The following is a 21,057-nucleotide window of genomic DNA, read 5'->3' on the forward strand; positions in this document are numbered from 1 at the left end:
GTCTTGAGTGGTGAGGACGGTGACCCCTGGGCACACCGGTTCCGGTGTGCCCAGGAGCCGGATCACTCCTCGAAATCTTCGTCGCCGCCGTCGAAGACGTCCTCCATGACCTCGCCGAGGATCATGCCGCCGACCACACCGGCCGCGGCACCGGCGACCACGCCGCCCATCCCGGGTCCACGCCTGCCGTGGTGACCGTGGTGGTCGTAGTCGTGGCCGTAGTGCTCCTGGTGCCCACCGAACATGGCGTGCCCGCCGCCGGACTCGGCGACCTTGGCCAGCCAGCCGTCGATGGCCGCGGCCCAGTCGGTGCGCAGGGCCTCCTCGTGCGAGACGTGGAAGCGGCCGAAGGAGTCTCCGCCGGAGCGGAACATGCCGCCGCGCCGGTCGGCCTCGAGCACCACCACGAGGTCGTCCGGGCTCGCGACGAAGGTCAGCTCGACCTGGCTGACGCGGCCGGCGTAGCGCGACGGCGGGAAGAACTCGATCTCCTGGAAGAACCCGAGTTCCTGCCGGACACCGTGCAACCGCCCGGCTTCGACGTCGGCGCTGCGGAAGGAGAAGCCCAGCTCGCCGAACGCCTCCAGTACCCGGTCCTGCGATTCCAGCGGACCGACCAGCACCGGATCGAGGTCGCCCTTGTCCGGCGCGCCCGCGATGACGAGTTCGGTCCGCACGCCGACGACCATGCCCGGCAGCTCACGGCCGCCGACCGCGCTGATCGGCGTCTCCCACGGCAACGCGATCCGGAACGGCACGGTGGTCGGCTGCCCCGCCGTCACCTTGACCTTGCGGCCCGCGCTGACCCGCAGGAACTCCGCGGTCCCGGCACGCTCGTGATCGCCGTGCTCGACCTCTACCCGGGTGACCAGCGAAAGCAGGATCTCCTCGATCTGGGCGTCGCTCGAACCGCCCTGGATGCGGACCTGGCCGGTGATCACCTCGCCGGGAACGGCGTGCGGTGAGTCGAGCACGGTGTCGACGGACGGACCGCCGACCCCGAAGGCGCTGAGCATCCGTTTGAACATCAGGGATTTCCTCCACTGGGTACTGGAACAGGGGCACCGGAACACTTCGACTACTACCGAGATCCGTCGCGGCACGCCAGGAGAACCGGGTTAAAAACCCCTAAACGGGCGCGACGTCACTACCTTCTCAGATCGGCCTGGCGGACGTCGTGCAGGTGGATGACGACGTCGTAGGACCGTCCGAGCGAGATGGCCGCGGGGTCGACGGGGAACAGCGTGCCGATCGTGCGGGTGGGCCGGGCGGCGTCGAGCCAGGTTCGAGCGGCGGGCGGCGCGGTGCGGAGGTCGAGGTAGAAGTCCTCGAACCGCACCCGGTCGAGGGTGTGCTCGTTCGATCCGGACGGCGCGGCAGGAACGGAGAACGGCTTCCATTCCCCGCCGACCGCGGTGTCCTTGGACAGGAAGGAACCCCGGTCGAAGCTGAACCCGATCGGCAGGTAGTCGCGGCCCAGCGTCTCGCGCAGGAAGGCGCCCTGGGTCTTCGGGTAGATCGCCGGGAGGTCGGGGAGATAGGCGACGTGGGCGTTGTGCGCGGAGAGCAGGACCTTGTGGCCGGTCCGCCGCTGCCACCAGGCGACGTTCTGCGCCATCGCCTTGTCCCGCAGGATCTGCGCGGTGGGCAGCGACTTAGGGTCCGAGAGGTCGACGGCGAGGAAGCGGGCGGTCTGTGCGACGAACCGGGCGTGCTGCTCGGTCCAGTCGTAGGCGTCCGCGCCGGTGAGGCCCTTGACCAGCTCGAAGGCCTGCTCCGCCTGGGTGGCGAGCCGCTGCCGCTCGTCGAGCGGTTTGCGGAGGTAGACGAACGCGTCGTCGATCGGGCGAAGGCCGGTGTAGAGCCGATTCAGCTCGGCCAGCGCCGCAGGATGGTGCTGCCGCAAGTAGTCGGTGATCCTGGCGAAGAAAGCGTCGTTCACCGAAGGCGCGCCGAGATCGTCGCCGACGAAGTGCACAGTGCGGCCCGGGTGCGCGCGGTTGTAGTCGCGCATCCACCGGATCAGGCTCACGAACTCTTCGCGGTCCCACGGGGAGCCGGCCAGCGTCCGCTTCGCGAGCTCCCGGGCGTCGCCCTTGCCGGTCTGGACGTACTCGTCGATCTCCAGGCCCGCGGACCAGCTCAGCTCGAGCGCGAAGGCCCGGAACCCCTTCTCCTCGACGAGATAGCGGAACACCCGCTCCTTCATGGTGAAGAACTCGTGGGAGCCGTGGGTCGCCTCGCCGAGGCCGACCACCTTCGCGCCACCGATCATCCCGCCAAGGGCCCGCAGATCGGCGGTGTTCCGGCCGGGTTCGGTCGAACGCAGCGGATGCGCCGCCCTGTCCAGCGACCGCACCGGGTCCAGCCGGGCCGCGGCCGCCTCGTCCGCGAAAGCAGGACTCGCCACGGGAGCGAGCACCGCTCCCGTCACCACCACCGCGGCGGCCACCAGTCCCCGCCTGCCCCACCGCTTCCGGTTCTCTGTCATACCGTTCACCCCTTCGCTCCGATGTCGAAGACGATCATCGTCCGCGGACCGGGGTCGGCGCACTGCAGCAAAGCTCCTACTTGGGGTGGGGAAAACCCCCACCCCGCGAAGAGCGGGTGGACCCCGCCACCGGGGTGTGGGTCCGGCGGCGGGAGTCCACCCGCGTTTATCTCCCTCCGCAGCGGCTGCTCGTCACTCCGCGCGCCACAACGCGGGTGTCGACGGCGGCTCCCAGCCGGGCTGGGCCGTGTGCGCCTGCAAGCACACGTAACCGCTACCGCTGTAGGTGACCCGGGCGCCCGCGGAATAGCCGGTTCCCGCCGCCCAGGTCGTCCCGCCGGGCGGGTTGGAGGTCGAAGTCGACGTCGTCGGCGTCGTACTGGTCGGCCGTGAGGTCGACGTCGGCGTCTGCGGCACGTTCAGCACGAAGTCGAACGCGGCCTCCTTGGCCGTGCCCACGTCCCGCACGGTCATGAGCAGCCGCGGGTCGAAGATCGTGTCGGTGTTGTTGCGCGGCTCGTTGGGGAAGTAGAGCTGCGTGGTCAGCACCGGCCTGCCGGGGGCCTGGACCTTGACGTGGATGTGCCGCGTACGACCGGGGTACAGGCCGGGCACGATCGTGCTCAGCGAGAACGCGCCCTGGTCGTTCGTGAACTGGTGACCGCGGAAGGTGTACCCCACGTTGTCATAGGCGCCGTTGACGTCCGCCTGCCAGAAGTCCAGCAGCGCCCGCGCGATCGGCAGGCAGCCGAGCCCGAACACATAGCCGGACACGGTGAGCCTCGTCCCCGGCGTCCCCGACGTGACAAGCGAGGTGCGCTGCGGGGAATTCGGCTTGAAATAAGGACCTTCGGTCTGCGGCGGGGTCGGGTCGTCACCGTCGTCACAGGCCGGGGTCAGCTCGGGTGCCTGGCCGTTCGCGACGGTGGTGCGCGCGAGTGCGGGACCGCCGATCAACGCGACCGGAGCCGCCACACCCGCGGCGAGCGCGGCCTTCAGCACAGTCTTTCGGCTGAGCTTGTTCTCTTCGTCCATACCTGCTCCTCGTGGGGGCTTCGGGAATCACCCTCGACGGTATGGAGAAGATCAGCTGCGGACGATGGACTGACTTGGTCAGTCGTGGTGAATCTCCGGGGGCGCGTCACCGGTCCGGCGATAATCGCCGGGGCTCAGCCCCGTTTCCCGCCGGAAAAACCGGCAGAAATAGGCGGGATCCGCGAATCCGACCCGGCTGGCGACCTGCCGCACGGTGAGATCCGTGCCGAGCAGGAACCGTTTCGCTTCCCGTGTCCTGGCCTCGCGCATCAGTTGTGCCGCCGTCCGGCCGGTCGCCGTTTTCACCGCGTCGGTCAGATATCCCGGCGTGACACCGATACGTTGCGCGAGCGCGCCGACCGACCACAATCCGAGATCGGGTCTGCCGAGCAGGCGGGCGAATTCCGTGCCCACCGCCTGCGCTCTGGCGGGCGGACGCGGATCCGCCAGTCCCGGAAGCCGTCCCGCCCGCACGATCAGCACGTGCATCAGGGCCCGCAGCACCGAATCGGTACCCTGACCGCCACAACGGAATTCCTCGTCGAGTTCGGCGATCAGCCGCGCCGTCTCCTCGGCCGCGCGCTCGTCGAGTCGCCACGGCTGTTGACTGAGCCTTCGCAGGGTTTCGCGATCCGACGGATGTTCGAGCAGGAAATCGTCGGTGAACAAAACGACGAATCCACTGAGATCGCGGGCATCCCAATGATGCACCTGCCCCGGTGTTATGACCGCGAGTTGTGGTGGCCCCACTTCCCAGCGGGTGAAATCGATGACGTGGTCACCGGTACCGCCGGTGACATGGACGATTTCGTAGAAGGTGTGCCGATGCGGGAACGCCGCCCGCGACATCGGCCCGATCGTGTCGAATGTGCCGACCGTGAACGGCAGGGCGTCCGGCGCGCGGACCTCCAGCCGATGCAGTGGCAGTTCCCCCGCCTTCGGTTTCAGGCAAGGCGTTCTGGGCAACACCGTCGTTCCGCGCATGGACCGGTCCCTTTCACCACACTGGGAAGCAAAAGTCTAGACCAATTCGTGGTGCGCTGACTGCCGACGGAAGTCGCTTCTCACCCTCCCGGTACAGTCGAGATCATCGACGCACGTCCGAAGGGTCACCACGCGATGTCTTCCATCCAGTCGCGCGGCCGGGCCCGGTGGTCGCTCGGCGCGTTCGCCGCACTGGTGCCGGCGTGCGCCGTGGCCTGGGCGACGACGGGCGCTTCCCACAGCGACCTCGAGATCTACCGCTTCGGTGTCGACACCCTGTGGAACGGCGGCGACCTCTATGGCGCGTTGCCGCTTTCCGACGCCGGTATCCCGCTGCTGTTCATCTATCCGCCGTTCGCCGCGCTGGTGCTCACCCCGCTGGCGCTGGTGCCGTGGACCGGCGCGGTGCTCCTGCTGTTCGCGCTGAGCCTTGCCGCGCTGGAAATCACCTTCTACGCGATCGCCCGCACGCTGCGGCCGTCCGGGGACCGGCGGAAGGCGCTGCTCGTCGCGTCGCTGGCCATCACGCCGGCGCTCTTCCTCGAACCGGTCCGCCAGACGCTCGGCTTCGGCCAGATCAACCTGCTGCTGATGGGCCTCGTCGCGGCCGACTGCCTGCTGGCGCGGGGCCGCTACCGCGGCATCGGTGTCGGTCTCGCCGCGGCCGTCAAGCTGACGCCGATGGCGTTCCTGTTGTTCTTCCTGATACGCAGGGACTTCCGCGGCGCTCTGACCGCGATGGGCACTTTCGTGGCCGCGTCGGCCGTCGCGTTCGCGGTCGCCCCGGAGGCCTCCGCGCGCTACTGGTTCGGCGGACTCGCCGGGGCGTCCGGGATCAGCGGCACCTCGTTCCACACCAATCAGACCCTCCAGGCCGTGCTGGCGCGATTCGGTGTCGAGTCCGCCGCGAAGCCGCTGTGGATCGTCCTCACCGGCGTACTGCTGGTGCTGGTGACACTGACGATGTACCGCTCGGCCGCGGTGCCGGCGCTGCTGCTGAACGCGACGTTCGCCCTGCTCATCTCGCCGACGTCGTGGTCGCATCACTGGGTGTGGATCGCCCCGGCGCTGTTCACCACCGCCGCCTGCGCGGTGCACAGGCGGCGGGATCACCGCAGGGCACTGGCCTGGCTCGCCGTCACCGGGGTCGTCGCCACGATCTTCGTCGCGGCGCCGTTCCGGTACTTCCCGGCCTTCGACCGGCCTGGCCAGACATGGACGACCGCCCAGCAGTGGCTGGGGAACTGCTACGTCCTCGCGGGTCTGGTCTTCCTTGTCGTCGCAGGTGTCCTCGCGCCACAGAAGCGACCTCGATGCTCGACCTGACCGGCACCACCACCCTCGTCACCGGTGCCAGCGGCGGCATCGGCAAGGGCATCGCCCTGCGCTTCGCCGAAGCGGGCAGCGCCGTCGCCGTGCACTACCACCGTGACGAGGCATCGGCGCTCGCCGTCGTCGACCACGTCGAGGCGGCCGGGGGTACCGCCGCCGCGTTCGCCGCCGACCTCACCGACGACGGCGAATGCCGACGGCTCGTGGCCGCCGCCGCGGCCTGGACCGGACGGCTGGACACCCTGGTCAACAGTGCCGGCGTGCAGCCGGTCGAGCCGCTCGCGGGGATGTCGGCGGATACCTGGCGCGCCGTCCTCGACGCGAACCTCACCAGCGCGTTCTCGTGCACACAGGCCGCCGCCGAGGTGATGGACGGCGGCAGCGTCGTCCACATCGCCTCGATCGAAGCGGCACATCCCGCGCCGGGGCACGCGCACTACAGCAGCGCGAAGGCCGCCCTGGTCATGCACGCCCGCGCCGCCGCGCTCGAATACGGACCGCGCGGCCTCCGCGTCAACGCCGTCTCCCCCGGCCTCATCGACCGCCGGGGGCTCGGCGACGACTGGCCGGAAGGCGTCCACCGCTGGGAACAGGCCGCGCCTTTGGGCAGGCTCGGCACCCCCGAGGACGTCGCGAACGCCTGCCTGTTCCTCGCCTCGCCCCTCGCGTCGTGGATCACGGGGCACAACCTGACCGTGGACGGGGGCGTCTCCGCGCGTCCCACCTGGTGATGACGGACGCCGCTCTGCTGTGAACTCCGCCACATGTCGCGGAATGGCTTGCTCTCACTGCGAAACAGCCCGACACACCATCGGGTGGGAATTCCGGCGGGCTTCATCAGATCTGATTTCCTTCACCGTGACGGATTGTCGATCGCCGTGGCGGTAAACGATTGCCGCACTCGCTCGTGCGTACAGCAGGCCGCGGCATACATACGAAGACGCTCCGTCGCCACACTGCTACAGTCCGTGCCAGTCCGGTTTCCGCAGTGTTTCCTGGCTTCTCCTACGATTATTTCGCCGATTCCCGGCAATTTCCCCAGAAAAGGCATCACTTGACGGATCTCAGCCACCCGTGGATCGTGACCGCGTTCCTCGGGGCCGACACCTGCCTGCTCGACTCAGTGCGCGAACTCCGCGCGCGGATCCTGTTCGATCGCGGCCGCCGTCCGGCCTTTCGCCGGGCGGACGGTGCGCACATCGACGACCAGGACCTCGACTTCGGGGCCTGGCACTTCATCGCACGGCAGCGGCCGGACGGTCCGCCGCTCGGCTACATCCGGCTCTCCACCCCGGCCACCGGCGAAAACTTTCAGTCACGGACCTACCTCGGCGTCGAGCGGTACGAGGAATTGCTTGCCGCACAAGGCGTCGAACCCGGTCAGGTCTTCGAGCACAGCAGGCTCGTCGTCGAGCACCGGTCCCGGAAGCTCGGACTCGGGCAGTACCTCAACGCGCTCGCGATCGGCGCCGCGCACCACCTCGGCGCCCGCGCCATGATCGGCACTTCGGGCACGAAGGACGGCCAGGACCGGTTTCACGAGCAGTTCGGTTTCCGCGCGATGCCGGGCACCCGCCGTTATGTCGAGCAGTACACCGAAGACGTCGTGATCATGTTCCACCGCGTCGCCGACGGCGCCGGGCGGCACCACGATCTCGTCACCCGGCTGCGGGACGAATTCCCCCGGATCGCCGCTTCCACGCCTGCCCTCGCCACCGCCGAGGCGTCGCCGGGCAGGCCCGCGCCCGCCGGGCTCACCACGGCCCCCGGGCCCGACCGCGACCTGTGGCGCCCGACCCTGCTCACACCCCGCAACGCGATGGATTTCCAAGCCCTGACGGCGTTGCTGACCTACGGCGACGTCCGCGAGATCCACGACACCGTCGACGAGCAACTGACCGAACTGGTCCGAAGCCGGGAACCGTCGTGCCGGGACGAGACCGAAATCGAGGTCAGGAAACGGGAACAGCTCGCCGGGTTGGAGACCTGGGAGTACGGCACCTGGGTCTGGTACCCGTGGTCGCGGCGGCTCGTGCACGTCCTGCCGCGCGACGAGTTCCGGCTCGTGCGCACGGATCGCAACCGCGGCAAGATCGACCGGCCCGAACAGCGCCGTCTGCTCGGCAAGCGGATCGGGATCATCGGCCTTTCGGTCGGCAACAGCGCGGCGCTCACCTTCGCCCTCGAAGGCATCGGCGGCGCCTTCAAACTGGCGGACTTCGACGACTTCAGCCTCTCGAACCTCAACCGGCTGCGCGCCGGCGTGCACGAACTCGGTGTCAACAAAGCGGTCCTGTCGGCGCGCCAGATGTTCGAGATCGACCCGTACCTCGACATCGAGATCCACCGCGGCGGCCTGACCGAGGACAACATCGAGGCGTTCTTCACCGGCGGGCAGGGCGCGATCGACCTCCTGATCGAGGAGTGCGACACCCCGTGGGTCAAGGTCGCGGCCCGCGAGTACGCGCGCGATCTGCGCGTCCCGGTCGTCATGGACTGCAACGACCGCGGCATGCTCGACGTCGAGCGCTTCGACCTCGAGCCGGACCGTCCGCTGCTGCACGGCCTGCTCGGCGACATCAAGTCCGTGGACGTCACCGACCTGAGCCGGCAGGAAAAGGTAGACCTGATCCTGGCCATGGTCGACGCCGACCGGATCAGCCCGGAACTGGCCGCCTCCTTCGGCGAACTCGGCCGCACCCTGAGCAGCTGGCCGCAGCTGGCCTCCGGGGTCGCGCTGGGCGGTGCGTTGTGCGGCGAGGCAGCGCGGCGCATCCTGCTCGGCCTGCCGTGCGCGTCCGGCCGGTTCTACACCGACCTCGACCGGCAGATCGCCCCGGAGCGGAGCACCGTCGCATGATCCCGCTGCCCGTGCGGATCGCCGGCACCGGCGTCCACCTGCCCTCGGACGTCGTCACCAACCGGCGGCTCGCCGAAACGCTCGACACCTCCGACGAGTGGATCGTCCACCGCACCGGGATCCGGGAACGCCGTTGGCTCGCCCCGGATCTCGCCACTTCGGACATGTGCGTGGCCGCCGCTTTTCCCGCGCTCGCGGCGGCGAACTGTGCCGCGAGGGACGTCGACGCGATCATCGTCGCGACCTACACCTACGACCAGCCCTTGCCGTCGACCGCCCTGATCGTCAAGGACGCGCTCGGCGCGTTCCGAGCGCTCACCTTCGACATCACGCAGGCCGCCTGCGCGAACGGTGTCCAGGCGCTGTTCCTCGGTTCCTTGCTGGTGCGAACCGGTGCGGCCAAACGGGTCCTGGTGATCGCGGGTGACTGCGCGTCCCGCGTGACCGATCCGGAGGACCGCACCACCCGGGTCTTCTTCGGCGATGCCGCGGGTGCCGCCGTCCTGACCGAGGCGACGACACCGGGCACCGGCCTGCTCGGCTGGGACTTCGGCGCCGAACTGTCCTACGACGTCGAGATCCCGGCCGGCGGCTCACGGCAGCCCGCCGGGGCGACGACGTTCGCGGACCGGCGGCACTACCTCAAGATGAACGGCCGGGCCGTCTGGGACACCGCCACCCGATGCCTGCCCGACAGCGTCACGAACGCCACCGCCCAGGCTGGGCTGACCGTGGACGAGGTGAGCCATTTCTTTGTCCACCAAGCGAATCTGAACATCGTGCGGGCGGCGATGGACAAACTCGGCGTGCCGCGTGACCGTGCTCCGATCACCGTCGACACGCTCGGCAACACCGGTTCGGCCGGCGTTTTCACCGTTCTGCACAAGGGTTTCTCGGCAGGCATGGTGCGGCCGGGCGACACCTTCGTCGTGTCGGCGATCGGGGCGGGTTTCCAGTGGGGCACTTTGTGCTTCAGGGCTTAGGGCGCGTCCTGGTGGCAAACCTCGTGAGTGGTAAGGACGGTTAGAACCGTCCTTACCACTCACGAGAACCTGGGCCGACCATGCGCCCCGCCACCGCCAACGTCGCGAAAGCCACCTTTGCCTTACCCCTCAATAACCCGAATCTCCACTCACGAGCACCTGCTGGCATTACACCCTCTATCGAAGGAAATAGCACATGCAGGTGCCACATAAACGCGTGATAGCACAGGTGTTCGAACGCGGGTAGCGTTACGTTCGTGGCCAGCGACAACGCACCCCAGAAGACGCCCACCGAGTGGTGGCGCGTCGATACGGCGACGCTGCACGCCCGTAAACAGGAGATCGAAGTCCTCAAACGCCAACTGGATGCCGAACAGAACGCGATACTCGCCGAGATCAACGCGCGCGGGGTTCGTGGCTGCAGTGGCCATTCGACGTTGGTGGCGATGATTTACGAGGACTTCCATGTGACGGACAAAGAAGCCAAGGCGCGTGCTGATCGGGTCCTGGCTTTGTATCCCGGCGTGGCGGTGGGCGGCGGTACTGAACCTCCGTTGGCTCCGTTGACCGCCGACGCCGCCGCGGAAGGCGCGATCGGCGGTTCGCAGATCGACGCGATCATCCGAACACTCGCCCGCATCCCCTCCACCGTTCCCGAAGACGACGTGCGAGGCGGCGAGAAGATCCTGGTGGACCTCGCCCGCCACGCCGGGCCCCGCGCCATCGCCCAAGCCGGACGACGCCTACTCGACAAACTCGACCCCGACGGGAAAGAGCCCCGCAACGAGGATCCGAAGGACGTTTGTCCGGAGTTGCGGTTCGTCAAGCACCGCGACGGCACCCTCGGCCTCAAAGCGCGACTCGACCTCGAAACCTACGCACGACTGAAGTCCGACCTGGATCCGATGGCCAAACCGCACAAAGCCATCGACGGGATCAGGGACTCCCGCACCCACGATGAACGCTACGGCGATGCGTTCACCGACTACGTCCGACTCAAGACGACCAGCCGGAACCTTCCCGGCCAAGCGGGCGAGGCCACGCACATCTTGGTGACCATGTCCTACGAGGACCTGATCAACGATCTCGGCGAAGCCCACCTGGATCTCGTGGGGTCGATCAGCGCCACCGACGCCCGCATCCTCGCCTGCGACGCCCGCGTCCGCCCCGGCGTCCTCGGTACCGCAGGCGAACCCCTCGACATCGGCCGCTCCAAACGCACCGTCTCCCTCGCCCAGAAATACGCCCTCACCATCCGCGACGGCGACTGCGCCTTCCCGGGCTGCGACATGCCAGTGCCGCGTTGTACCGCCCACCACATCGTTTTCTGGCGCCACCACGGCGAAACAAAGATCGACAACCTCGTCCTGCTGTGCACCAAGCACCACCGGCTCATCCACCACAGCGAATGGAAAGTCCGCATCGCCCAAGACGGACTCCCCGAATTCACCGCCCCCGCCTACCTCGACCCCACAGGAGAACCCAGACGCAACAACATGCACCTCAGGGCATAGGCCGAACCGCGCGAACCTCCGAAATCCTTGGTTGAGGCATTCGACCGGGTGAATCATTGCCTAGGCGACCGTAGTGGCGTCCTTGCTGCCAGGCAGAGGCAGACCCGGGTCGAGCACTCGGCCAGGGTCCCGATCGTCGAACCGCTGTCTCTGCCCATGATCAGATCGCCTTTCCCGTGTTCTGGGATCGCTCGATCGTCGGCTTCGGCAGGCGGTCGGAGATCGGGATCCTCGGAAAGCCTCAGGACATAGGCCGACTCACCGGCTCCGGATCTCGGTCCCGTGCCTCAGATTCGTCACCAGCGCCGCCGACTTGCCCGTGACGGCGGTCGCGAGTGTTCGTTCCAGTCCCGGAAGCCTTGCCACACGTAGGAAAATTCGGCGCGCCTGGAGCAGGAGCCGGTTCGCGGGCAGGAACCATCGCGCACCTCGGCGAGCGACCTGCTGCTTCTCGGTCACCACCGGCCGGACCAGCTTTTCGTACTCGGCGAACGCGGCTTCGATCGAGGGGGCCCGGGTGAGTTGTTCGGCCAGCACGAAAGCGCCCGCGATCCCGAGCGAAGCGCCCTGACCGGCGAGAAGTGAGACGGCGTAGCAGGAATCACCGGCCAGGACGACCCGGCCGCGGCTCCACGACGGCATCTCGATCTGCGCGACCTGGTCGTAGTACACCTCACCGGGTGGCGGGCAGAGATCGAGTGCTTTGGGAACCGCCCAGCCGAGCGAACCATAGGTCGCGCGCAGTGCCGCCCGCGCGTCGCCCGGCAGGGCCGGGTCTGTCGCGCGGTGCACGGCGAACGCCGCGAGCTTGCCGTCGCGGAGACCGTAGAAACCCATCTGCATCCCGACGGTGTCGGTCAGGCAGAACCGTTCCCCCACCCGTGCGCGGATCTCCTCGTCCTCGAAGACGAACGCCGCCGTGTGAAAGCCGAGGTAACGCAGGAATCTTTTCTCTTCACCGAAGACCAGCCGCCGCACGGTCGAATGGATCCCGTCGGCACCGACCAGCAGATCGGCTTCGACCACCTCGCCATCGGTCAAGGTGATCCGCACGCGGTCGCCGAGATCCTCGACTCCCGTCACCCCGGCGCCGAACCGGACGTCCACTGTGGATGGAAGATTCGTACGCAGGACGCGTTCCAGGTCGGGCCGCATGATGCTGCACAGCCTGCCCCGCAACGACTTCGCGAACTGGACGTAGTCGATCGCCGCCCGACGGCGGCCGCGGTCGTCCAGCAGACTCGCCTCGTCCACCCGGTACGCCACGTCTTCGACCCGAGGGAGCAGACCCATCTCCTCGATCGCGTCGAACCCAGGGCCGAAGAAGTCGATCATGTAGCCCTGTTCTCGCGGCCCCGCCGCACGTTCCAGCATCACGACCTCGACGTCCAGCGTCGCGAGCCGGTGCGCCAGCGCCAGTCCGGTGATCCCGGCACCGCAGATCGCCACCTTCATCAGGGTTCCTCCCTTTCGGTTCAGCCGACCAGCCTGCGCAGGACCGCGGAGGGCACCTCGCCGCCAGATTCCGGTTCGAGCGCGCGATGCAGCAGCAGCCCGTCCACCGTGGCGAAAAGCACCGCGGCCGTGCCCTCGGCGTCGGCCACGCCACGTTCCGCCAGCCAACCGCCGAACCGGGCGCGCAAATCGGCGAGAAGCTCGCGGATGCCCTGGCGCAAGGTGTCATCGCGGGTCGCGGCCAGGTAGGCCTCGGTGAACAGCAACGACATCGGATCGGTGCCGGAATATTCGCCGACCGAGGCCAGCAGCCGGTCCACCGCTTCCGCCGGCGTCTCGACGGTTTCCAGCGCCGGTTCGAAAGCGACGGCGACCTCGCGCATCGCACCCAGCACGGCCTCGATCATCAAGGCCTGCAACGAGGGGAAGTGATAGTGCACGACGCTCGGCGTGACACCCGCGCGTTCGGCCAGGATCCGGGTACTGACCGCGGACCAGCCGAGCTCGGGCACCAACGCGACCGCGGCTTCGAGTAGCCGCCGCCGGGCGACCTGACCACGTTCCGCAGCCGGAGAACCTGCCACCGCCGCCTCCTAGGGCGTTCGTCCTGTACGACTGCCCTGATCGTATGCCCTGGTCCGTCCGGCGCGCAAACTCGGTGGTCACGGCGTCGTCCGCTCCCCACAGTTCCGTCGCCGACGAGAAGGGAACGCACCACGGCGAAACCGGACGGGTACAGATGGCGCACGCTGATCAATCTGGTCCTGCCGCACCACAGTCTTCAGTTTCCGTTGTCCCTCCCTGTCTTCATCAACGAAGAGCACCTGAGTCACCGAGGCGACCGCGATCAGCTTCGCCCGGGCATCGCCGAGGACGGCTCGCAGAGATCACCGCCCCACCGGCCAGGCACGACCGCGCGGAGATCGGCCCGGCCCGAGGGTCGTCGTCCACGCGACGGGTCGCCTGCCCGGCGGCACGCTGCACGCCGTACTCCGCTGAACCCCCTGAAATTCCGGACGCGGCAAAAATGACCTCTTTCCGCGTCAATGCCGACGCCAGGCTTGCTCTTCCGAACCCCTTGGAGGACACATGGTCTCGAAACCCCGCGTCGCACTGGGAATGCTCGTCTTGGCCGCACTGGCGGGCGGGCTCCTCGCGTTGCTCATCTCGCTCGAAGCAGGCGCCTTCTGGGCCAAGACGCTGCCGCTCGTCTTCCTGGCCGGCGGTGCAGCCTTCGCCCAGTCTCTCGGTTTGTTCAACAAGAAGCCGAAGGACTAGGACCGGTCCCCTCCTCCGCCACCAGCGTCCTTCCCGACGGCCGGAAGATCCTCATCAACGGGTTCACCGAGGGCGCCGTCGTGTTGACCCACGACATCTTCGAGGCTGTGGGACAAAGCTCCGCCTGAGCCGCGTTGTCATCCTTTGTGGACTACACGCGCTGCGGCGCGAAGGTCCGGCGGTAGTCCTGCGGGGAAACCCCGACCACCTTGTGGAAGTGGTGGCGCAGCAGCGCTCCCGAGCCGAAACCGCATCGGCGCGCGACCTCGTCGACGCCCATCGACGTCTCCTCCAGCAGGGACCGCGCGTGCAGCACCCGCTGCGTGGAAAGCCAGCGATGCGGCGTGGTGCCCGTCTCGGCGACGAACTTGCGAGCGAACGTGCGCTCGGACATCCGCGCGCGACGGGCGAGGTCGGCGACGGGATGTTCGTCGGCGATGGTGTCGAGCATCCAGGTGAGCACCGGCTGGAGGTTGTCACCGGTGCACTCCGGGATCGGCACCTCGACGAACTGGCGCTGCCCGCCCTCCCGCTGCGGCGGCACCACCATGCGCCGCGCGATGGCGGTCGCCGCGGCCGACCCGAGTTCACGCCGGACGAGGTGCAGGCAGGCGTCGATGCCGGCCGCCGTGCCCGCACTGGTGATGATGTCGCCGTCGTCGACGAACAGGACGTCCGGGTCCAGCCGGGCCTCGGGGAATCGCTTGCGGAACCGGTCGCTGTGCCGCCAGTGGTTCGTGCACTTCCGCCCGTCGAGCAGTCCCGCGGCGCCCAGCACGAACGCGCCGGTGCAGACCGAAAGCAGCGTCGCGCCCCGCGCCGAAACCGCACGGAGCGCTTCGAGCACCGCGAGCGGATACTCCTCGCGCACGTCGCAGGCGGGGACGACGACGAGGTCCGCGTCCTCGGTCGCTTCGAGGCCGTGTTCCGGGGTCACCTTGAGGCCGTGCCCGAGACTGAGCGGCTTCCCCGCCCGCTCCCCGCACACGCGGAAGTCGAGCAGCGGCACTCCGTCATCCGTCCGGTCGTGGCCGAACACCTCGCAGACGACGCCGAACTCGAAGGCGGCGAAGTCGTCCAGCAGCACCACGGCGACGCTCTTCAGCATGACCGGAGCATAGCTGGCAGGATTTTGATGCACAACGACAGAACTGCCACTTCTGGCAGGATGCCGAGCGGCGCAAAATTACTGCCATGACCGCAATCATCGTCACCCTCGCCCTGATCGCCCTCGTCACCTACCTGCTGGAGCGCAACCACACGCGGCAGGGCCGCCCGACCGCGTCCGGCGGCGACCCGCTCGGCCGCCCCTTCTGGAGAGGCGGTGCCATGGTCTGAGCTCCCTCGACTCGCCGGACCGCTCACCACCCTGGAACAAACTGCCGGCCGGAACCTGAGGTCACTGCGGGCCGGAGAACCGCAGTTCAACAGGGCACTCTGCGAGAAACTCGGCCGATCTCCTGACCGTCCGGTGTCACGAGCGCCACGTTCCCCGCCGGGATCGCCGACGAAGCCCGCATCCGCCGAGGTCAGACCCACAATCAGCGGTTTAAACCTCTCCGCCCGCATTTTCTGCCGGTTACCAGTTTTCTGGTTAGGGTGCAGTGGTGCAAACGGGTTAACTCGGGCGGAAGGAGATCGCGCTGTCATCGGCGCGTGGCTGAAACATGAGTTCGCAGGACGGCAAACAAGCGGAAGAAGAGGTTGTCGCGGAGACCGCGGCGGACCTCGCCCACGCACCGGACACGACAGGTCCGGGCCACCCGCCCGATGAGCACGTCCCGCTCGACCTCGCCGCCGAACGACCCGCCGCGACCGACCGGACGGTTTTCGGTGTGGCGGCGGTGCTCGCGCTCGCGATCATCGTCTGGGGTGTGCTCTCCCCGGACAGCCTGGCGAATGTCGCGTCGACCCTGCTGAACGACGCCGTGATCCCCTACGGCGGCTGGGCCTTCGTGCTGACCGCGAGCGGTTTCGTGCTCTTCGCGGTCTGTCTGGCCATAAGCCGCTACGGCCGGATCCCGCTGGGTGGGGACAAGGAACTGCCCGAATTCCGGACGTCGTCGTGGATCGCGATGATGTTCAGCGCCGGCATGGGCATCGGCCTGATGTTCTTCGGCGTGTACGAACCGGTCTCCCACCTCGCGAGCCCGCCTCCGGGCACCGCGGCCCCGAATTCCGACGAAGCCGTCCACACCGCGATGGCGACGACGTTGTTCCACTGGACCGTGCACCCGTGGGCGATCTACGCCGTCGTCGGCCTCGCGATCGCCTACAGCACCTTCCGCAAGGGCCGCAGCCAGCTGATCAGTTCGGTGTTCGCGCCGCTGATCGGCAAGCGGCGCACCGAAGGCCCGCTGGGCAAGGCGATCGACATCATGGCGATCTTCGCCACCCTGTTCGGTTCGGCCGCCTCCCTCGGACTCGGCGCGCTCCAGGTCGGTGGCGGTATGGGTGCCGTCGGCTGGATCGACAACCCCGGCCGCGGCCTGCTGGTCGCGATCATCGCGATCCTCACCATCGCGTTCATCGCCTCGGCGGTGTCCGGTGTGGCCAAGGGGATCCAGTGGCTGTCGAACATCAACATGGTGCTCGCCGCGGTACTCGCGGTGTTCGTGCTGGTGGTCGGGCCGACCGTGCTGATCCTCAACATCGTGCCGGGCGCGATCGGCGACTACTTCCGCGAACTGGCCGAGATGTCCGGCCGCACCGGGATGACCGGCGGCGACGAGATGCAGACGTGGCTCGGCGGCTGGACGGTCTTCTACTGGGCGTGGTGGATCTCGTGGACGCCCTTCGTCGGCATGTTCATCGCGCGGATCTCCCGCGGCCGCACCATCCGTCAGTTCATCTTCGGTGTCATCGCGATCCCGAGCGTCGTGAGCCTGATCTGGTTCGCGATCTTCGGCGGAGCGGCGATCAGCAGGCAACGGGCGGGGACGGACATCGCGGGCGCGGGCAGCGCCGAGTCGGCGACGTTCAAACTGCTGGAAACCCTGCCGTGGTTCGTGCCGATCGCGATCCTGGTGATGATCCTGGTGTCCATCTTCTTCGTCTCCGGCGCGGACGCGGCGTCGGTGGTGATGGGCACCTTGTCCCAGCGCGGAAGCGTGCACCCGAGCAAGAACGTCGTGATCTTCTGGGGCGTGCTGATGGGCGCCGTCGCGGCGGTGATGCTGCTGGTCGGCGGGGACAAGGCGCTGACCGGGTTGCAGAATCTCACGATCCTGATCGCGGTGCCGTTCGTGTTCGTGATGGTCGGGTTGTGCGTATCGGTCTGGAAGGACCTGCGCAACGACCCGCTGATGAAGCAGGAAGACGCGATGATGCTGTCGCTGAAGGAACTGCACGAGGAACGCACGAACGGCCATGGCCGCCGTCGCATCCTCGGACGGGCGAAGCAGCGCTCCTGAGTCCCAGGAAGTACATGAAGGCCCCCATCCTTGCGCCTAGCTACAGGATGGGGGCCTTCATGTACTTCAGTGGTGGGCGTACTGGCCCGGCGTGTAGTCGCCGGCGGGCTGCCGGGTGATGACGTTCAGCCGGTTGAAGGCGTTGATGAGCGCGATCTGGGTCACCAGCGCCATGAGCTGCTCGTCGTCGTAGTGCTTGGCGGCGGCCTCCCACACCTCGTCGGTGACGCCGGCGCTGTCGGCGATGCGGCAGCCGGCCTCGGTGAGTTCCAGCGCGGCGCGCTCGGCCTCGGTGAAGACCGTCGCCTCCCGCCAGCACGCGACCAGGTTCAGCCGGACGGCCGTCTCCCCCGCTTCCGCGGCGTCCTTGGTGTGCATGTCGAGGCAGCCGGCGCAACCGTTGATCTGGCTGGCCCGGATGTTCACCAGTTCCCTTGTCGCCGCAGGGATTTCACTGCCTTCGAGGAGCCTCCCCGCCGCCACGAGATGCTTCACCAGCTTCGGCGCGAGAGCGGTCTTGAAGACTTCCAGCCTTGCCTGCATGGGATTTCTCCTTCTCGTCGGTGTTCACTTACTTCGACGAGGAGGACTCCCGGGAGGTAACACCCATGGCCGCGAGGCGACGCGGGTCACTCACGGAGTCGATTCCGACGATGCGGCCGTCCACGATGGTGCAAGTCATGACGCCCAGCAGCTTGCCCGTCCTGCTCCACGACACGACCCCCGGCTTGCCGTCGACCAGCGCGGCACGCGTGCTGACGGCGGCGCGAGCCCCGCGCTGGACCCGCGTGGCCACCTCGGCCGCGCCCAGCCGCACGATCTCGCCGTGCCGCGTCCGCGAACGCCACGTCACATCGGGGTCGAGCATCTCCAGCAGGCCCTCGAAGTCCCCTTCGCGCGCGGCCGCGAGGAACGCGTCGACGACGGCACGCTGCTGGGGCTCGTCGGCCGGAGGCTGTCCCCGCACCTTCCGGCGGGCGCGGCTGGCGAGCATCTTGGCCGCGTCCGCGGACTTGCCGAGGATTTCGCCGACCTCGGCGAACGGGACCGCGAACAGGTCGTGCAACACGAACGCCAGCCGCTCGGCCGGGCCGAGCGTGTCGAGCACCACGACCAGCGCCACCCCGACCGATTCGGCGAGCAGCGCGTCTTCCTCCGGCGAGTCCTCGAGCACCAGCAATTCGGGCGGCTCGTCGTAGGAGTCCTCGGGGCGGGTCTTGCGGGAGCGCAGGACGTCGATGCAGACGCGGCCGACGACGGTGGTCAACCAGCCGGACAGGTTGTCGATCGTGTCGGCGTCCTGGCGGGCCAGTCGCAGCCAGGCCTCCTGGACGGCGTCTTCGGCGTCCGCGCGCGAGCCGAGCATCCGCTGGGCCACGGCCACCAGCCGTCCACGCTGCTCCTCGAACGCGCTGGCCAGGGCTTCGCCGGTCATGTCGATACCTTTCTCGCGCCGAACCCGTCATGGACATGACGAACGCGGCGCGAGAAAGGTAACCGACCGCAAGCGGTGGAGACGTCGGTGCAGGGCTCGAAGGCGTGACTCGCGTGATCAGAGACGTGACTCGCGTGACTGGACGCCGCACTCGGGCATGCGGAGTCTGATCACGTGAGTTCCGCCCCTGATCACGCGAGTGCGGTGTCACGTCACCCAGGCAGAAGCGAAGGGGTCCTTCCCCGCATCGCATACAGGGAAAGACCCCTTCACCGCACTCGACATGGCAACCGGCGGCAGGTCGCGTACGAAGGTGCGGCCCGCATTCAGAGGACTGAATGCGGGCCTTCACCATCAGCTCAGACGTCCCGGATGGGCGTCTTCACGACCTTCTTCATGCCGGGGCTCTTCGTCTCCGGCCGCTTCTGTGGCTCAGGCTCGGCGGTCGAGCCGCCGATGCCGGAGTCGATCGCCGCCGTGACGATCAGGTTCCGCTCGTCGGACGAGATGATCTCGCGGTCGAGGAGTTCCTGGGTCACGGCCCGCACGTAGGTCACGAACTGGTCGTTCGACGAGTAGTCCGACTCGTCGTCGATCACGTCGTTGATCGTGCAGCCGTTGCCGGTGTCGCGGTTCTCGACCTGGCTGTCCGCCGTCCCGAGGATCACGGTGTCCCGGACGTCGGAGTCCGGGCAGGCGTCCGGGCCCGGCGGCGCGGCGACGATGGTGAACGCGCCGCCCTGTTCCGCCGAGACGTTGCCCGCCTTGTCCGACGCGCGGTAGGTCAGCGTGTGCGTGCCGAGCGCGGTCACCTTCACCGGCACGGTGTAGACCGTCCAGGCCCCACCGTCGAGTTTGTACTCGATCTTGTCGACGCCGGACCCGGTGTCCGTCGCGGTCAGGTTGATGGTCGCGTCCTCGATGTACGACCAGCTTCCGTCCAGATCACCGCTCACCACCACCGAGACGACCGGTGCGGTACTGTCGTCGCCTTCGACGATGGTGAACGTCGCCGTGCCTTCCGCCGAGACGTTGCCCGCCTTGTCGGTCGCCTTGTAGTTCACCGTGTGCGCGCCGACGACGGTCAGCGCGAGCGGCGCCGAGTACGTCAGCCAGGGGCCACCGTCCAAATTGTACTCGACCTTGCCGACACCCGAACCGGCGTCGGTGGCCGTGAGGGTCACGGTCGCCTTGCCGACGTAGTTGCCCGCGGCGTCCTTGGTACCGGTCACCTCGGACGTCACCGTCGGCGCGGTGGTGTCACTGCTGACGATCGTGAAGTGCGCCATGCCCTCCGGCGAGACGTTGCCCGCCTTGTCCGAGGCGCGATAGGAGACCATGTGCATCCCGGGTGCGGAGACCGCGACCGGAGCGGTGTACGCGGTCCACGCGCCTTCGTCCACTTTGTACTCGACCTTGTCGACGCCGGAGCCGGCGTCGGTGGCGGTGAGTTTCACGGTGGCGGTGTCGAGGTAGTTGCCCGAAGCGTCCTTGTTCCCCGTCACCTCGGCCGTCACCGTCGGCGGTGTCGTGTCGCCGGGCTGCCCGGTGACGACGCTGAACGACGACATCCCTTCCGGCGAAACGTTGCCCGCCTTGTCCGAAGCGCGGTAGTGGACCATGTGCGAACCGGCGGCGGAGACCACGACGGGTGCCGTGTAAGCCGTCCAGGCGCCGCTGTCGAGCTGGTACTCGACCTTGTCCACTCCGGACTGACTGTCCGAAGCGGACAGGTTCACCGTCGCGGAACCGACGTAGTTCCCGGCGGTGTCCTTGGTGCCGGTCACGTTCGCGGTCACGGTCGGCGGGGTGGTGTCCGCACCGCCGCCGTCGGTGACGACGAGCTCACCGACCATCTTGCTGTGCCCCTGGATCGTGCAGTAGTACCGGTACTTCCCGGGCGTCAGCGTCACCGTGGCCTGGTGCTCGCCGTTCTGCTCGTCGTAGGGGTTGGCGAGGATGTTGAGGTTGACGTCATGGTTGTAGCCCTCGGTCGAGGTGTCGAACGTCAGCGTGTGCGACATCGTCGAGCCGAGCGCTTCGGTGTTCTTGAACAGGATCGTGGTCTCACCGGCCACCGCGGTGGACGGCGCGCTGAGGTAGTGGTCGGTGCTGGCGCCCGCGGTCCATTCCAGGGTCTGGACGGGTGCGGCGACGGCGGGGGCGGACGAGCTCGGTAGCACCAGGCCCAGTATCGCGAGCGCCGCGGCGAGCAGCGCCGCGACGAGGGTTCTTGGGGACATCGCAGGGAAACCTTCCGTACAGGGAGACCGGCCG

Annotated in this window: 18 protein-coding genes and 1 pseudogene; 8 read left to right on the forward strand and 11 right to left on the reverse strand. The window is 68.1% G+C overall.

Going from position 1 to position 21,057, the window contains the following annotated elements:
* Positions 1-62: 62 nt before the first annotated feature.
* The 4 genes from H074_RS31800 to H074_RS31815 all read right to left on the reverse strand — a co-directional run bounded on the left by H074_RS31800 (position 63) and on the right by H074_RS31815 (position 4,510).
* Complete coding sequence (locus H074_RS31800; protein ID WP_007034191.1) at positions 63-1,028, reverse strand: sporulation protein; 966 nt, start codon at positions 1,026-1,028, stop codon at positions 63-65.
* Positions 1,029-1,147: 119 nt separating this feature from the next.
* Entirely contained in the window at positions 1,148-2,491 is a 1,344-nt protein-coding gene (locus H074_RS31805) for an erythromycin esterase family protein (protein WP_039923759.1), read from the reverse strand.
* 192 nt (positions 2,492-2,683) lie between these two features.
* On the reverse strand, positions 2,684-3,526 hold the full coding sequence (locus H074_RS31810) for a dioxygenase family protein (protein ID WP_007034193.1): 843 nt from the start codon (positions 3,524-3,526) through the stop codon (positions 2,684-2,686).
* 78 nt (positions 3,527-3,604) lie between these two features.
* A complete protein-coding gene (locus H074_RS31815) occupies positions 3,605-4,510 on the reverse strand; it encodes an AraC family transcriptional regulator (RefSeq protein WP_007034194.1) in 906 nt (301 codons plus the stop codon).
* 135 nt (positions 4,511-4,645) lie between these two features.
* Here H074_RS31815 and H074_RS31820 point away from each other — a divergent pair, with 135 nt between their 5' ends.
* From H074_RS31820 to H074_RS31840, 5 genes are all read left to right on the forward strand, one after another.
* A complete protein-coding gene (locus H074_RS31820) occupies positions 4,646-5,836 on the forward strand; it encodes a glycosyltransferase 87 family protein (protein ID WP_007034195.1) in 1,191 nt (396 codons plus the stop codon).
* Positions 5,824-6,573 carry an SDR family NAD(P)-dependent oxidoreductase gene (locus tag H074_RS31825; protein WP_007034196.1) on the forward strand — a complete coding sequence of 250 codons (750 nt, stop codon included), beginning with the start codon at positions 5,824-5,826 and terminating at the stop codon, positions 6,571-6,573. The genes H074_RS31820 and H074_RS31825 overlap by 13 nt, the downstream gene beginning before the upstream one ends.
* Before the next feature lie 323 nt (positions 6,574-6,896).
* Positions 6,897-8,702 (forward strand): ThiF family adenylyltransferase, encoded by a 1,806-nt coding sequence (locus tag H074_RS31830; protein ID WP_007034197.1) that lies wholly within the window; start codon positions 6,897-6,899, stop codon positions 8,700-8,702.
* Positions 8,699-9,685 carry a 3-oxoacyl-ACP synthase III family protein gene (locus tag H074_RS31835; protein WP_007034198.1) on the forward strand — a complete coding sequence of 329 codons (987 nt, stop codon included), beginning with the start codon at positions 8,699-8,701 and terminating at the stop codon, positions 9,683-9,685. The genes H074_RS31830 and H074_RS31835 overlap by 4 nt, the downstream gene beginning before the upstream one ends.
* A 257-nt stretch (positions 9,686-9,942) precedes the next feature.
* Entirely contained in the window at positions 9,943-11,199 is a 1,257-nt protein-coding gene (locus H074_RS31840) for an HNH endonuclease signature motif containing protein (protein ID WP_007034199.1), read from the forward strand.
* Positions 11,200-11,294: 95 nt separating this feature from the next.
* Here the strand turns inward: H074_RS31840 and H074_RS41755 are convergent.
* The 3 genes and pseudogenes from H074_RS41755 to H074_RS31850 all read right to left on the reverse strand — a co-directional run.
* Positions 11,295-11,411: pseudogene (locus tag H074_RS41755) on the reverse strand (IS30 family transposase); the annotation flags it as partial.
* Between the two features lie 46 nt (positions 11,412-11,457).
* Positions 11,458-12,654 (reverse strand): FAD-dependent monooxygenase, encoded by a 1,197-nt coding sequence (locus H074_RS31845; protein WP_007034200.1) that lies wholly within the window; start codon positions 12,652-12,654, stop codon positions 11,458-11,460.
* A 20-nt stretch (positions 12,655-12,674) separates the two neighbouring features.
* On the reverse strand, positions 12,675-13,238 hold the full coding sequence (locus H074_RS31850; protein WP_007034201.1) for a TetR/AcrR family transcriptional regulator: 564 nt from the start codon (positions 13,236-13,238) through the stop codon (positions 12,675-12,677).
* Between the two features lie 505 nt (positions 13,239-13,743).
* On the opposite strand from H074_RS31850, the gene H074_RS31855 reads away from it, so the two are divergent.
* Positions 13,744-13,932, forward strand: coding sequence for a hypothetical protein (locus tag H074_RS31855; protein WP_007034202.1), 189 nt, complete (start codon positions 13,744-13,746; stop codon positions 13,930-13,932).
* A 151-nt stretch (positions 13,933-14,083) separates the two neighbouring features.
* On the opposite strand, the gene H074_RS31860 is transcribed toward H074_RS31855, so the two are convergent.
* Positions 14,084-15,040 (reverse strand): GlxA family transcriptional regulator, encoded by a 957-nt coding sequence (locus tag H074_RS31860; protein ID WP_007034203.1) that lies wholly within the window; start codon positions 15,038-15,040, stop codon positions 14,084-14,086.
* An 86-nt stretch (positions 15,041-15,126) separates the two neighbouring features.
* Here H074_RS31860 and H074_RS41165 point away from each other — a divergent pair, with 86 nt between their 5' ends.
* Positions 15,127-15,270: a hypothetical protein gene (locus H074_RS41165; RefSeq protein WP_167333187.1), complete on the forward strand. Its 144-nt coding sequence runs from the start codon at positions 15,127-15,129 to the stop codon at positions 15,268-15,270.
* Between the two features lie 329 nt (positions 15,271-15,599).
* Positions 15,600-17,345, forward strand: a complete 1,746-nt coding sequence (locus tag H074_RS31865) for a BCCT family transporter (RefSeq protein WP_007034204.1) — start codon at positions 15,600-15,602, stop codon at positions 17,343-17,345.
* A 66-nt stretch (positions 17,346-17,411) separates the two neighbouring features.
* Here the strand turns inward: H074_RS31865 and H074_RS31870 are convergent, their stop codons facing one another.
* The 3 genes from H074_RS31870 to H074_RS31880 all read right to left on the reverse strand — a co-directional run bounded on the left by H074_RS31870 (position 17,412) and on the right by H074_RS31880 (position 21,023).
* Complete coding sequence (locus H074_RS31870) at positions 17,412-17,888, reverse strand: carboxymuconolactone decarboxylase family protein (RefSeq protein WP_007034205.1); 477 nt, start codon at positions 17,886-17,888, stop codon at positions 17,412-17,414.
* Between the two features lie 28 nt (positions 17,889-17,916).
* The gene (locus tag H074_RS31875; RefSeq protein ID WP_007034206.1) at positions 17,917-18,780 is read right to left on the reverse strand and encodes a sigma-70 family RNA polymerase sigma factor; all 864 of its coding nucleotides are present in this window, start codon (positions 18,778-18,780) and stop codon (positions 17,917-17,919) included.
* 359 nt (positions 18,781-19,139) lie between these two features.
* Entirely contained in the window at positions 19,140-21,023 is a 1,884-nt protein-coding gene (locus tag H074_RS31880; RefSeq protein ID WP_007034207.1) for an OmpL47-type beta-barrel domain-containing protein, read from the reverse strand.
* Positions 21,024-21,057 lie beyond the last annotated feature (34 nt).

The sequence above is a fragment of the Amycolatopsis decaplanina DSM 44594 genome (assembly GCF_000342005.1).
In the GTDB taxonomy this organism is placed as follows: domain Bacteria; phylum Actinomycetota; class Actinomycetes; order Mycobacteriales; family Pseudonocardiaceae; genus Amycolatopsis; species Amycolatopsis decaplanina.